Source organism: Streptomyces sp. NPDC029159 (genome assembly GCF_055564055.1).
The window spans coordinates 400,692-413,340 of record NZ_JBVHWT010000001.1 but is presented as its reverse complement, the minus strand read 5'-3'; the positions used below and the strand labels follow the sequence as shown (position 1 = coordinate 413,340).

The following is a 12,649-nucleotide window of genomic DNA, read 5'->3' as shown; positions in this document are numbered from 1 at the left end:
GATGCGCGCACTGCGATTCGAGCGATTCGGCGGCCCCGAGGTACTGCGCGTCGACGAGGTCGCCGACCCGGTCGCCGGTGACGGTATGGCGGTCGTCGCCGTCGAAGCCGCGTCGGTCAACCCGTCGGACGTGCTGGCCGTCGCGGGCCGCGCGGAGGGCACCACTCTCCCGCGCATCCCCGGCCGTGACTTCGCGGGCGTCGTCCTGGAAGGCCCCGACGACTGGGTCGGCGTCGAGGTGTGGGGCACCGGGGGCGACATCGGCTCCCGTCGCGACGGCTCGCACGCGGAACGCCTCGCCCTGCCGGTCGGTGCCCTGGTCCGCAAACCCGCGGCCCTGGACTGCGCCGAGGCGGCGACGGTCGGGGTGAACTTCGTGGTCGGCTGGCTCGGTGTGGTCGAGACGGCCGGGCTCACCGACGGCGAGACCATCGCCGTCTTCGGCGTCTCGGGGGGTGTGGGCGGCGCCGTCGTACAGATCGCCCGCGCCCTCGGCGCCCGCCGCATCGTGGGCATCGCCCCGCACGCCCCGGCGGACGGTACCCCCGCGGCCGCCGCCATCGACGCGTTCGTCCCCATCGACGACGACACCGATGTGCCCGCCGAGGTCCGGCGCCTCACCGGCGGCCGGGGGGCCGATGTGGTCTACGACGCCGTGGGCGGTGTCACCACGCCGTCCGCGGTCGCGTCCCTCGCCCACCGTGGGCGCCTCGTCGTCATCAGCGCCGTCGGCACCGCCACCGCCGAGATCGATCTCCGCGACTTCTACCACCGCGAACTGCGGATGCTGGGCGCCGACAGCCGCACACTGGACGCGTCGGCCTCCGCCGAGCGGCTCAGGCGGATCGCTCCCCACTTCGAGAGCGGCCGCTTCCGGCCGCTCCCCGTCGCGCAGAGCTTCGCCCTCGGCCACGGGGCGGACGCCTATCGCGCGATGGCGGAGAAGAAGGCGCCCGGCCGGATCGTCATCCGCCCCTGAGACGGCGGAAGGGCACCGCCGTCAGCCGTCACTGGTCCGTGCCGTCGCCCGGTACCGCGTCCTCTCCGGATCGAGGTTGACGATGACCCGGTGGCCCTCGGCGTGCACCACCGACCGGTCGGCGGAGAGGATGCGGAAGCCATGCACACAGCTGGTGGTGCCCACCCGCTCGATCCAGAAGTGGACGACCGGCGCGCAGATCCCGGTGATCGGCAGGTGGAAGACCACCTTGACCTCGCGGATGGTCAGGAAGAAGTCGGGGAACGTCGACACCGAGGCGTCCGGCGACCAGCCGCGCCGCGCCCAGTACGCGGTGATCGCCCGCTCGGCGAGCGCCACGTAACGGGAGTTGTGGAGCATCCCCATCGGGTCCAGATCATCGAGGTGGACCGCGAGCTGCTCGTACTGTCCGGGGTCTTTCACGGGGCTCACCTGGTACTCCCTGCAAGTGCGGTGGATCGCCCCCGTCAAGCTAGGCCGGGCCCCGACCGCCCCGGAATCGCACACTTGTGCCCCGCGCTAAATGCGCGGTCCCCCGCGCAAAGTCGGCGGTGTGCGCGGTCCGGCGACGGTCTTCCCGAGGCGACCGGGCGCCGGGCGCTTGCCACCGTGCTCGCGCTCGTCGCAGGGGTGCCCCGGCTTCGACGGCCTGGGCTTCGGCCTGGACGGCTTCGGCGGCTTCGGCGGAAATTGCTGCGCGGAAATGGCGCCCGCCAAGGGCTGCTTGCCGATCACCTCGACGATCCGGTAAGCCCCGAACCCAGGAGCCCCGAAGTCGTTAGTCTCCCCTGGAACGGTCGGCTCGCCGAGAGCCGCTCAGGCCATCCGCCGAAACCTAGACACGTGAGGCAGATCGCTCTCTTATGGCTAACGTCGCTTCTACCCGGATCCTGATCTACGCCTTCAGCTACGCCGAGCGCCTGCTGGAAGAGGTGCCCTACCTCCGGTACTCGGCGGAGCGGAGCCTCGGCTTCCTGCGGGAGCTCCGCGACCCGGCGGTGCGGGCCGTTGTCGTCACCTCGGAGCCGGTCGACCCCTTCACGCTCGACTACCACCTCCGCGACGTCTACCGCTTCGACGACCGCATGATCGAAAGCGTCCGGGAGCGGCTGACCCTGCTGTCACCGGAATCCGACCGGCCCCGTGCCCTCGACGAGCTGGTCCTCGGCGACGAGCCGGTCATGGGCGCGCTGCGGCACGCCGCGGCGGAGAGCGCCCGGACGACCATCGTCCACTTCATGGCCTCCGCATCCCTGGACACGCTCGCCGGCACGCTCGGCGCGGAGCTCGAAGAGGGCCACCAGCCCTTCGTCACCCGCTGGGGCAGCAAGGCCGGCGGGAAGGAGATCCTGCTGCGGGCGGGCGTCGCGGTTCCCGGCGGGACGGCCGAGGAGCTGCACACCGAGCAGGCCGTGGTCCGGGAGATCGCCCGGCTCGCCGCGGACCCGCACCGGGCCCGGCACGCCATGGTGAAGCTCAGCTCGCACTCCTACGCCGCGTCGATCGGCAACGTACTGATCGACTGCGAAAAGCTCGACCGCACGGGCGATCTCCTCGGATCGGCCGACGTGATCCGGATGCCCGCCGAGGACTTCCACCGGGAACTCGCCGCGGGCGGGGCGATCGTGGAGGAATTCCTGCCGGACATCACCTCGTCCCCCAGCGGGCTCGGGCACATCGACGCGGACGGCACGGTCAAGGCCGTCGCCAGCCACGACCAGGTGCTGTCGGGCGGCCAGTACTGGGGGTGCCGGTTCCCGGCGGAGGAGCGGTGGCGGCCCGCGATCGGCGAAGCGGTCGCGCGCACCGGCGAGGTGCTGGCCGACCTCGGCCACCGCGGTTCGTTCGGTATCGACTTCGTGGTCGCGGGGGACCGCGGGCCGCTCGCGGTGGAGATCAACCTCCGCAAGGTGGGCCCCAGTCACGTACTGCGGTACGCCGAGGCCCTCGTCGGCCAGGAGGTCGGGGACGACGGACTGCTGAGGCGGAGCGACGGGCGGCAGGTGCGCTACGTCCACGGGCGGCTGCACGAGCCGGAGGCACTCGGCTCGATGGACCCGAAGACCGCCGTCGAACGGCTGCGGGCGGAGGGACTGCTCTACCGGCAGGACAAGGGCGAAGGGGTGGCGCTGCACGTGCTGGGCGCCCTGACGGCCTGCGGTTTCGTCGAACTGACCGCCCTGGCACCCACCTTCGAGGCCGCCGACGCGCACTTCAAGGCGGCGGAGGCGTGCCTGCTGCGCGGATGAGGCAGTGCCCGGCGCGGAAGTGAACTGCCCTGGTCGCCCGGGGAAGTTCACCCCGTTCATTCGGGCCGCAGCGCCTGTTCGAAGGTCTCCGCGATCTGCTCCGGATCCTCGGTGCCGACCGAGATCCGCAGCATGTCCCGGTGCAGCCCCCTGGCGCGCAGGGTGGCCCGGCCCTCGGGCGTCGCGAGCAGATCGTGATGGGCGATGAAGATCTGCGGCGACGCCATGGTGAACTCGGCCCCGAAACTGGGCCCCTTGGCGACCGCGAGACGGTCGTAGACCCGCTCCAGCGGAACCTTGAGGTCCACCATGAGCAGGCCCCCGGGGGCGTCGGGCCGCCGCGCGATCTTGCGGTAGTTGGCCGCGGAACGGGCGTCGTACGCCCAGTCGACGCCCCGGACGACCCGGTCGTGGCGGACCAGCCGTTCGGCCAGGGCGACGGTGTTGGCGTTCACCCGCTCCATGCGCGCCGCGTAGCCGCGGATGCGGGCGGCCACGCGTGCCGCGTCGCGGTGGTAGGGCGCGTCGCCGTGGCGCCGCAGTCCGGTACGGAGCTCCGGCGCGAAGCGGGAATCCGGGTTGACGACCGCCGCGCCCATCAGGACGTCGGCCGATCCGGTGGCGTATTTGGTGAGGCTCTCGCAGACCACGTCGGCGTGGGGGAGCACCTCGACGTTGTAGGGGGTGGCGATCGTCGCGTCGATCACCAGCGCACAGCCCGCCCGGTCCGCGATCTCCCGCAGGGCCGGGATGTCCGGGGTGCGCAGACTCGGATTGCTCGGGGCCTCCGCGATGATGCCGGCCAGCTCCCCGCCGGACGCGTCGACGACCCGGGCGATCTCCGCCAGGTCGAACGGGTCGGGGGCCGTGGTGTGTTCGACGTTGATGAGGCGCTTTTCCAGCAGGCTCATGGTGTCGAAGAAGATCCAGCCGAGCTGGAGCCACCGGCGTCTGCCGTGCTCCCGCTGGACGTCGGTGACCGCGGCGACGGTCGCCGCCACGGCGTTCATCCCGCTGTTGTGCAGCGAGACGTCCGCGGTGTCCGGTACGCGGTAGGCATCGGCGAGGACGGCCTGGACGGCGTCCGCGGGCGCGTCGTCCACCGCGGCCTCGGCCTGGCGTGCCGTGAGCAGACCGGCGTCCAGCAGGACGTCCTCCGCCTCGCGTGAGGAGAGGTGGCTGCCGGTGTGCTGGACGTACGCGCGGGCCCGGGCGGCCGAGGGGCCGCCGTCGGCGAGGCGTACCCCGTGCACGCCGCGTCCGGTGAACGCGGCGGACGGCGGGAGCCCCGCGTACGCCGCCGCGGCGTACGCGGCACGCGCCGTCCGGGTCAGCAGGAGCGCTTCGGCCGGCCCGGCGCCGTCCTGGGCGAGGAGCCCCGCGACCCGTGTCACGTAGGGGTGGGTGCGGAAGCGCGGATAGCCCCACGCGATGCGGCGCAGCGTGTCCGCGTCGCCCGATTCGAAGCCGATGACCGATGCGACGTCGGGGATCGAGACGGACACCGAGTGGACGGAGCCCGGGACGAGCCGGCCTGCGGCGAGGTGCCGCAGGCCGCAGGCCGGCCCGATGTCCTCGGGGACACTGAGCGTCATGCGTCCAGCCCCACGAGCTGCTGCACCCCGTCCCAGTAGTTCTCGACGAGTTCGAGGAACGCGAAGGCGCCCTCTTCGAACTCCGCCCGGGTGGCGGGCGACCCCACGTAGGGGGCGATCGCGTTGAAGACGGAGTTGCTGTGCCCGACCTCGACGTCGATGTGGAGTTGCCAGAAGTGGCGGAGGTCCTTGCCGTAGCCCTGGTGGGCCAGACCGTCGTTGATCTTCGAGACCATGATGGAGGACATGGTCTCGTCGGCGTACAGCGCGCCGAGCGACTTGTGAATCGGTGATTCGGTGTAGAGAACCCGGATTCCGTCGTTCAGGCGCTTGGTGACCTCCAGCGGCTCGTAACCGTCGAGGTGTTCCTTCTCGATGCCGATTCCGGCGAGGAAATTCGCGAAGAGCGTGGAGTGCGTGACCTCGCCGCCCACCTCGTCGGCCACGTTCAGGATGATCTCGCGGAGGATCATCTCGTCCCGGGTCTTGACCGCCATTCCGGTGATGTAGAAGGGGAGATGGCGGAAGAAGTAGTGGCACTCGCTGTACATGAGGCGTTCTTGCTCGGGGGTGAGCCGCGTGGTGCGGTACGCGTTCAGGTACGGGTGCTCCACCCCGCGGTGCGTGGCGATCCGGGCCAGCATGCCGTCGAGGTATTCCTTGATCGCCGGGTCCTCGACGGCGATACGGCGGCGAATTCCCGGTTCGACGTTGTCGAAGTGATCCCAGACTGCTGTGCTGGCGGAGCCCGCGGTGTTCAGCTCGGTCATGGTGGCCTCTTTTCGTGGACGGAAACCGGCGCCTGGCACTTTCACTTCTTGATGGCGGACGCCGCCGAGACGTTGGCGTCGTCCCACCACCGGTCGTCGGCGTCGAACTCGCGCTTCAGATCGCGGCTGCCCGCCCACGTCATGTTGAGGATGATGCGGGTGGCGTCCTCGCGCAGCGGGATCGTGCGGTGCAGCGTGGTGTCGGTCCGCAGGAAGTACACGTCCCCCGACGCGAAGTGGTAGCTGTTGATGGGGTTCTCGGCGAGGAAGTTGTTGATCCGCGGCGACTCCTTGTCCCAGGTCGTGTGGGGGACGCACTGGAGCAGCCCGCCGATGTCGATCGGGGGCGCCTGGAGCACCCAGATCAGGGCGAAGCTGAAGTCGCCCCAGTGCCATCCGTGCGTGTCGCCCCGCTGTTCCTGACGGGTGATCAGAAACTCCTCGTCGGCCTTGGGGCAGGGGTGCAGCCGCTCGCCCGCGATCGCTTCGAGGGGCGCTATGAGCTCGGGGTTCGCGTAGATCGAGGTCACCAGTTCACTGTTGGCCGCGATCATCTCGCTGGGCACCACCGACATGGAACGGCGGGTGTACGCGGTGGTCTTGAGGCGCAGATCGCGCCGCTCGGCGTGTTTGTCGAGGAGGCGTTCCGCCTCGGCGCGCACCCTCTGGCGGGCGTCGGGTGTGATCAGGTCGGTCACCGTGACGATGCCGTACCGGTGGTAGTGGTGCGACAGCCGGCGGATGTCGCTGTTCTCCAGCGGGGCGCAGATGTTCTCGGGTGCAGGACCGTTTCCGCTCACGAAGAGTCTCCGATGTTCGACTGCTGAATGCGGGACCGGGTGCGATGACCAGAGGTGGTGCGGGCTGGAACGCTCGCCGAAGGACGGTAGGTGTATTTCTCGGATCTGATCAACCGTACAAACGGCGGGAAGTGTAAATTCTGGCCAGACCGGAAGCTGCGATCGGCACCCAATATGGTGAGTTGGCGGCGCGCGGCCGAGGTCTGCGGCCAAGGGGAATGGATCTTTTGCCGTAGATTTTCCGGCAGGTGAGCGCGGACCGCGCGGCGTGGTGGATCTTCCGTATTCCTGCACGGGGGTGGCGCCGGCGAGCGTGGCGTGAAATCCATGAGCGGCATGTTCGGCCCATCGGCTTTTGAACGGAATGCCCTGAAGGGCCCCGCCGCCGCACCGAGCTTTTGCGCAATAATTGCCGGAGTAACCTCGATAAACCTATCCAGTAACTCCTGTCACTCCAGACCGGATGCCACCTCTGCTGTTGTTCACGGGGACCGCACGGACAGGTAAACGAAAACCGACCCTCGTGGGTCGGCTTTCGTCACCCCGGCCCGGCCCGGGGTGATGTCGTGCGCGCTGCCGGTATCCGGTGGCGCCGATCAAGAACCGCAGCAGCCGCCTTCCGCGGCGTCCTCGGCCTTGGCCGTGGCGGCCGGTGCGCCGAGCTGGACGAGTTGCGGAACCGGGGCGCAGCAGCCCCCGCCCTGGTCGGTCTCCGGGGCGTCGAAGAGGCCGGCGCCGCCGCACACCCCGGTTTCGGGGAGGGTGAGTTCGACCTTGTCGGCGGCTTCGAGGTCACCGGCGAGGGCGGCGGCGACGGAGCGGACCTGCTCGTAGCCGGTCAGGGCGAGGAAGGTGGGGGCGCGGCCGTAGGACTTCATGCCGACCAGGTAGACGCCCTGGTCGGGGTGGGTGAGTTCGCGGTGGCCGTGCGGGTGGACGGTGCCGCAGGAGTGCTGGTTGGGGTCGATCAGCGGGGCGAGTGCGGCCGGGGCCTGGAGGCGGTCGTCGAGGCCGAGGCGGATCTCGGAGAGGAAGGACAGGTCGGGCCGGAAGCCGGTCAGCACGATCACCTCGTCGACCCCTTCCAGCCGCCGGCCGTCCTCGCCGACCAGGACCAGGCGGCCGTCCCGGTCGCGGGCGATCGCCTCGGTGCGGAAGCCGGTGACCGCGTCCGCGTGCCCGGCGTCGACGGCGGCCTTCGCGGCGAGACCGAGGGCGCCGCGGGCGGGCAGCTGATCGGCGGTGCCGCCGCCGAAGGTGGCGCCGGAGATACCGCGACGCAGGACCCACACCGCCTTCGTGCCGGTGCCGTCGTCCGTCTCGGCCAGGTCGGCGAGGTGGGCGAGCGCGGTGAAGGCGGAGGCGCCGGAGCCGATGACGGCGGTGCGCCTGCCCGCGTAACGGGCCCGTACCGCCGGGTCCTCGAGGTCGGGGACGCGGTAGGTGACCCGGTCGGCCGCCGCGCGTTCGCCGAGGGCGGGCAGGCCGCTGCCGCCCGCGGGGCCGGGCGCGGCCCAGGTGCCGGAGGCGTCGACCACGGCGCGGGCGAACAGCCGCTCCTCCGCGCCGTCGGCGTGGGTGACGTGGACGACGAAGGGCTGGGCGTCGCGGTCGGCGTCGACGATCCGGTCCCGCCCGACGCGGGAGACGCCGGTCACCCGGGCACCGGTACGGACCCGGTCCCCGAGGGCGTCGGCGAGCGGCTGGAGGTACTGCGCCACCCAGTCCCCGCCGGACGGGTAGGAGCCCGCGTCGGGCTTGGTCCAGCCGGTCGGCGCGAGCAGCTTCTCCGCGGCGGGGTCGGTGACCTCGCTCCAGGTGGAGAACAGCAGCAGATGCGCCCACTCCCGCACCGCCGCCCCGGCAGCGGGACCCGCCTCCAGCACCAGAGGCTCGATGCCGCGATCGACCAGGTGGGCGGCAGCGGCCAGACCGACGGGCCCGGCTCCGATCACGACGACGGGCAGCTCGGCGGTGACGGGCGGCTTCACGGCGACTCCTTACGTGTTTCGACGTTTGTCGATGGCTTGCGCGGCCAGCATCGCAGAGTGATTCGACAATCGCCAACATAGACATTCATCGAATCAGTGCAGGTGTTCCCGTCTTCCGCGCGGCGTCCCGCTCCGCGAGCTGTGCTGTGCTGCGCCATGCCGGTAACCCTTGATTCGACATGTGTGAACATAGATACATGTCGAACGCCAAGTCGCCGCTGCCGGTGTCCCCGTGCTGCCCGCCCCTGACGGAGCGGCCGTTCACCGCCGAGGAAGCCGAGACGGGCGCGCGGATGTTCAAGGCGCTCGGTGACCCGGTGCGGCTGCGGCTGTTCTCCGCGGTGGCCTCGCACGAGGGCGGCGAGGCGTGCGTGTGCGACATCTCCGATGTCGGCGTGTCCCAGCCGACCGTCTCCCACCACCTGAAAAAGCTCAAAGAGGCCGGACTGCTGACCTCCGAGCGGCGCGGCACCTGGGTCTACTACCGCGTCGAGCCCTCGGTCCTGGCGGCCATGGGGAGCCTGCTGGGTCCGCCGGTCACCGGGTGAGGCGCTCACACGGCGGGCCGTCCCTCCGGGGCGATCTCCTCGATCGGCGATGCGGGCGCCCGCGGACGCGCATCGCGCCACCGTCCGGTGGTATCAGTCACCACTGATGTGAAAGCATCAGCACATGCTGACATCAGTCGACACTGATCTGATCCGGGTGCTGTCCGACCCGCTCAGACTGCGGATCGTGAACCTGCTCGCCCACGAGACCCTCTGCACCACGCACCTGATCGAGGAGACCGGAGCGCGGCAGACCAACCTCTCCAACCACCTCAAGGTGCTGCGCGAGGCCGGAGTCGTCGAGACGGAGCCGTGCGGGCGCTTCACCTACTACCGGCTCCGGCCCGACGTCATCGCACGCCTGGCCGGCCAGTTCTCCGACCTCGCCGAGACCGCCCGGACGACTGCCGAGACCGGCCGGAAGCGAGCCTGCTGATGAAGACGGCGAACGAACCCGGCACGCAGACCCCGCAGGCCGGCGCGGACGCGTCGATCGTCGCGAAGCTCTCCACCCTCGACCGCTACCTCGCCGTGTGGATCCTGCTGGCCATGGTCGTCGGCCTGGGGCTGGGGCGCGTGATCCCGGGCATGGGTGACGCCCTGGCGAAGGTCGAGATCGGAGGGATCTCGCTGCCGATCGCGATCGGCCTGCTGGTGATGATGTACCCGGTCCTCGCCAAGGTCCGCTACGACCGCCTCGACACCGTCACCGGCGACAAGAAGCTGATGATCTCCTCCCTGGTGATCAACTGGCTCATCGGCCCGGCGGTCATGTTCGCGCTGGCCTGGATCTTCCTGCCGGACCTGCCCGAGTACCGCACCGGCCTGATCATCGTCGGCCTGGCCCGCTGCATCGCCATGGTCATCATCTGGAACGACCTGGCCTGCGGCGACCGCGAAGCCGCCGCCGTCCTCGTCGCCCTCAACTCCGTCTTCCAGGTCATCGCCTTCGGCCTGCTGGGCTGGTTCTACCTCGACCTGCTGCCCCGGTGGCTGGGACTGGGCGACGGGCAGGGCCTGGACGTGTCCGTGTGGCACATCGCCCTGAACGTGATCGTCTTCCTCGGCATCCCGCTGGTGGCAGGATTCCTCACCCGCCGCCTCGGCGAGCAGAAGCTCGGCCGCACCCGGTACGAGGCCGACTTCCTGCCGAAGATCGGGCCGTGGGCCCTGTACGGCCTGCTGTTCACGATCGTCATCCTCTTCGCCCTCCAGGGAAAGACGATCACCTCCCAGCCTCTGGACGTCGTCCGTATCGCCGTGCCCCTGCTGGTGTACTTCGCCGTGATGTTCTTCGGCACCTTCCTGCTCGGCAAGGGGCTCGGCCTGGCCTACGACCGCACCGCGACCCTCGCCTTCACCGCCGCGGGCAACAACTTCGAACTCGCCATCGCCGTCGCCATCGCCACCTTCGGCGTCACCTCCGGCCAGGCCCTCTCCGGCGTCGTCGGCCCGCTCATCGAGGTACCGGTCCTGATCGGCCTCGTCTACGTCGCCCTCGTCTGGCGCCGGAAATTCGCCCCGGCGGGTGGGGCGACGGGGGCGAAGGGGGCCTGAGCCGCTGCCCCGCCCCGATCGGGTGAGCGGGGCGAGTCGGCGCGCGCGTCTGCGTCACAGCCTCCGTAACCACCCGGGTCGCGGCCGCCGGTGAGGCCGCCCCCGCGGAGAGCGCAGTGCCCCCCCCGCGGACAGCCGAAAGACCGCCGCACCCATGACATGACGCTCCACCGGCGGCCGCCACGCGCCCCGCGAACGGGCCGACGTGAGCGGCCGACCGGCGAGCACCCCGACCCCGCGAAGGAACCATGAACCGTCGTACTGCCCCCACAGCCCCGGCGCCGACGGCGACGCCCGCCCCGCCGGAAGAGGAACAGCTCGGCGACCTCCGGCCGCCGGCCGCCGGCCCCTCACCCGGAACCGCCGCTGCCGTCCCGAAGCGGCCGGAGAACGCACCGCGTGATCTCCAGGAGATCTGCGCCGCGTTCCACCGGGACGGATTCGCCCTCCTGCCGTCCCTCATCGCTCCGGACACCGCGGCCCACCTGCGGCACCTCGCAGAGCAGCGCTACCTCGATCCGCAGGTCCGCACCGCCCCACCGGAACGCGATCTCCTCCGCGGCGACGTGGCCCTCATGCGCATGTTCGAGTACCACCAGGCGTTCCGCGACATGATCGACCTGGAACCCGTCGCCGATCTCATCGAAATGATTCTGGGCCCGGACTGCCACATGATCGCCCAGTGCGCGCTGCGGATCCCGCCGGGCAAGGGAATCGTCGACTGGCACATCGACGACGCCCTCTTCTTCCCGTTCCTGGACGGCATGCCGACCGGTACGCCCCAGGACGGCACCATCCCCTGCTTCACCCTGAACGTCATGGTCGCGCTCACCGACATCGAGGACGACCGCTACGGCCCCACCCAGGTCATCCCGGGCAGCCACCTCTCCGGCCGCGACAGCCCCCGCCTTCCCGGCACGCCCACGTCACTGCCGGCCCGAGCCGGCGACGCCTACCTGGTCAACAGCCAGACCTGGCACCGCGGCGCCCCGAACCGGTCCGACCGCACCCGCTACCTCCTGGGCACCGCGTACGGACGGCGATTCATCGCCCAACGCTTCTATCCCTTCATCAACTACCGCCTCCCCGACGGCATCCTCGAAGGCGCCTCCGACCGTCTCGCCCGATTCCTGGGCCGACACGACATGGGGCCTTACGGCTGATCCCCGTTTGGGGCCCATGGACATGCCGTGTGCTCAGTGGCCGAGATGCCGCAGGGCGTCGGAGGTCGCATCGTCCGCCGGATGGTAGGCCCAGATTCTGTGGCCGCCGCCTCCCGTCACGTCCAGGACGTGCTGGTCGAGTGTGAGAGGCCCGACCCGCGGATGCCGGAGCAGCTTGCGCTCCAGCGTCTTCTCGTAGAGGTGGTGCATGTCCCAGGAGGTACGGAAAGCGGCACTGAGCGCGGTCAATTCCGCCACCAGGTCCGCCGTCCGGGCCGCCTCGGGGCCGGTGCCGGACTGGGCGCGGAGGGCCGCCACCACGCAGTGCGCGAGTTCGGGCCACTGGGGGAAGAACGACTGCGCCCCAGGGGCGAGGAACACCATGCGGGCATAGTTGTCCCGGGGCTCCAGCCCCTCGTGGAGAAGAGCGCCGAGCGCGTTGGCGGCCACGATGTCCAGCCGCCGGTTCAGCAGCAGGGCAGGCACCGTCATGGAGCCGAGCAGCCGGTGCACGGCCTCCCGCCGCTCCCTGCTCATGCCGGGCTCCGTATCCCCCGTGGCCGCCTCACCGGCAGCGAGTTCCCGCAGGTGACGCGCTGCCGCACGGTCCAGCAGCAACGCCTCGCACAGCCCGTCCACCACCGCCCGGGACGGCCGCCGCTCCCTTCCCTGTTCGAGGCGTACGTAGTAGTCGGTGCTGATCCCGGTCAAGAGCGCCACCTCGTCCCGCCGCAGCCCCGGCACCTGGCGCTTCGCCCCTGAAACCAGATGGTGCTGCTCGGGGCGCACCTGCTCGCGCCTGGCGCGCAGAAAGCTCGCCAGCGGCCCGCCGTCCCCGCTCGAAACCCGCACCCCACCAGCGTACGGGCGCGGCGGCCACCAGGGGTGGGTGGGCGACTCCTACCTCGCCGGCGAGCGGCGTGACTACCGTTCCCCCGAGTGCCGGGACCGTGCGGCGCTCAGCCCGCCCCCGGGCCCCCGGTGTCAGGGCGCCGCA

The 12,649-nt window shown here is 70.7% G+C and carries 12 protein-coding genes; 6 read left to right on the top strand and 6 right to left on the bottom strand.

Features of this window, described 5'->3' with window-relative positions:
• Window position 1: 1 nt before the first annotated feature.
• Window positions 2-979 carry a quinone oxidoreductase family protein gene (locus tag ACZ4U4_RS01835; protein WP_467868282.1) on the top strand — a complete coding sequence of 326 codons (978 nt, stop codon included), beginning with the start codon at window positions 2-4 and terminating at the stop codon, window positions 977-979.
• A 21-nt stretch (window positions 980-1,000) separates the two neighbouring features.
• Here the strand turns inward: ACZ4U4_RS01835 and ACZ4U4_RS01830 are convergent, their stop codons facing one another.
• A complete protein-coding gene (locus ACZ4U4_RS01830) occupies window positions 1,001-1,402 on the bottom strand; it encodes an acyl-CoA thioesterase (protein ID WP_467868280.1) in 402 nt (133 codons plus the stop codon).
• 440 nt (window positions 1,403-1,842) lie between these two features.
• Here ACZ4U4_RS01830 and besA point away from each other — a divergent pair, with 440 nt between their 5' ends.
• A complete protein-coding gene (besA, locus tag ACZ4U4_RS01825; RefSeq protein ID WP_467868278.1) occupies window positions 1,843-3,228 on the top strand; it encodes an L-propargylglycine--L-glutamate ligase BesA in 1,386 nt (461 codons plus the stop codon).
• A gap of 56 nt (window positions 3,229-3,284) precedes the next feature.
• On the opposite strand, the gene besB is transcribed toward besA, so the two are convergent.
• From besB to ACZ4U4_RS01805, 4 genes are all read right to left on the bottom strand, one after another.
• The gene (gene besB / locus ACZ4U4_RS01820; RefSeq protein WP_467868276.1) at window positions 3,285-4,823 is read right to left on the bottom strand and encodes an L-2-amino-4-chloropent-4-enoate dechlorinase/desaturase BesB; all 1,539 of its coding nucleotides are present in this window, start codon (window positions 4,821-4,823) and stop codon (window positions 3,285-3,287) included.
• Window positions 4,820-5,593, bottom strand: coding sequence for a 4-chloro-allylglycine synthase BesC (gene besC / locus ACZ4U4_RS01815; protein ID WP_467868275.1), 774 nt, complete (start codon window positions 5,591-5,593; stop codon window positions 4,820-4,822). The genes besB and besC overlap by 4 nt, the downstream gene beginning before the upstream one ends.
• A gap of 41 nt (window positions 5,594-5,634) precedes the next feature.
• Window positions 5,635-6,393 carry an L-lysine 4-chlorinase BesD gene (besD, locus tag ACZ4U4_RS01810; RefSeq protein WP_467868274.1) on the bottom strand — a complete coding sequence of 253 codons (759 nt, stop codon included), beginning with the start codon at window positions 6,391-6,393 and terminating at the stop codon, window positions 5,635-5,637.
• A gap of 596 nt (window positions 6,394-6,989) precedes the next feature.
• A complete protein-coding gene (locus ACZ4U4_RS01805; protein ID WP_467868272.1) occupies window positions 6,990-8,384 on the bottom strand; it encodes an NAD(P)-binding domain-containing protein in 1,395 nt (464 codons plus the stop codon).
• A 197-nt stretch (window positions 8,385-8,581) separates the two neighbouring features.
• Here ACZ4U4_RS01805 and ACZ4U4_RS01800 point away from each other — a divergent pair, with 197 nt between their 5' ends.
• From ACZ4U4_RS01800 to ACZ4U4_RS01785, 4 genes are all read left to right on the top strand, one after another.
• Entirely contained in the window at window positions 8,582-8,932 is a 351-nt protein-coding gene (locus tag ACZ4U4_RS01800) for an ArsR/SmtB family transcription factor (RefSeq protein WP_467868271.1), read from the top strand.
• A gap of 124 nt (window positions 8,933-9,056) precedes the next feature.
• Window positions 9,057-9,368 (top strand): ArsR/SmtB family transcription factor, encoded by a 312-nt coding sequence (locus ACZ4U4_RS01795; RefSeq protein ID WP_467868269.1) that lies wholly within the window; start codon window positions 9,057-9,059, stop codon window positions 9,366-9,368.
• Window positions 9,368-10,489, top strand: coding sequence for an ACR3 family arsenite efflux transporter (arsB, locus tag ACZ4U4_RS01790; protein WP_467868267.1), 1,122 nt, complete (start codon window positions 9,368-9,370; stop codon window positions 10,487-10,489). Before ACZ4U4_RS01795 ends, arsB begins: the two co-directional genes overlap by 1 nt.
• Before the next feature lie 248 nt (window positions 10,490-10,737).
• Window positions 10,738-11,652 carry a phytanoyl-CoA dioxygenase family protein gene (locus ACZ4U4_RS01785; protein WP_467868266.1) on the top strand — a complete coding sequence of 305 codons (915 nt, stop codon included), beginning with the start codon at window positions 10,738-10,740 and terminating at the stop codon, window positions 11,650-11,652.
• A gap of 33 nt (window positions 11,653-11,685) precedes the next feature.
• Here ACZ4U4_RS01785 and ACZ4U4_RS01780 read toward each other — a convergent pair whose 3' ends face one another.
• Entirely contained in the window at window positions 11,686-12,504 is an 819-nt protein-coding gene (locus ACZ4U4_RS01780) for a helix-turn-helix transcriptional regulator (RefSeq protein WP_467868264.1), read from the bottom strand.
• Window positions 12,505-12,649 lie beyond the last annotated feature (145 nt).

What these genes read in the sequence shown, in the direction of transcription:
- ACZ4U4_RS01835 (WP_467868282.1), top strand. Translation starts at nt 2, where the DNA reads ATGCGCGCACTGCGATTCGAGCGATTCGGCGGCCCCGAGGTACTGCGC.
- besA (WP_467868278.1), top strand. Translation starts at nt 1,843, where the DNA reads ATGGCTAACGTCGCTTCTACCCGGATCCTGATCTACGCCTTCAGCTAC.
- besB (WP_467868276.1), bottom strand. Translation starts at nt 4,823, where the DNA reads ATGACGCTCAGTGTCCCCGAGGACATCGGGCCGGCCTGCGGCCTGCGG.
- besC (WP_467868275.1), bottom strand. Translation starts at nt 5,593, where the DNA reads ATGACCGAGCTGAACACCGCGGGCTCCGCCAGCACAGCAGTCTGGGAT.
- ACZ4U4_RS01800 (WP_467868271.1), top strand. Translation starts at nt 8,582, where the DNA reads ATGTCGAACGCCAAGTCGCCGCTGCCGGTGTCCCCGTGCTGCCCGCCC.
- ACZ4U4_RS01795 (WP_467868269.1), top strand. Translation starts at nt 9,057, where the DNA reads ATGCTGACATCAGTCGACACTGATCTGATCCGGGTGCTGTCCGACCCG.
- arsB (WP_467868267.1), top strand. Translation starts at nt 9,368, where the DNA reads ATGAAGACGGCGAACGAACCCGGCACGCAGACCCCGCAGGCCGGCGCG.
- ACZ4U4_RS01785 (WP_467868266.1), top strand. Translation starts at nt 10,738, where the DNA reads ATGAACCGTCGTACTGCCCCCACAGCCCCGGCGCCGACGGCGACGCCC.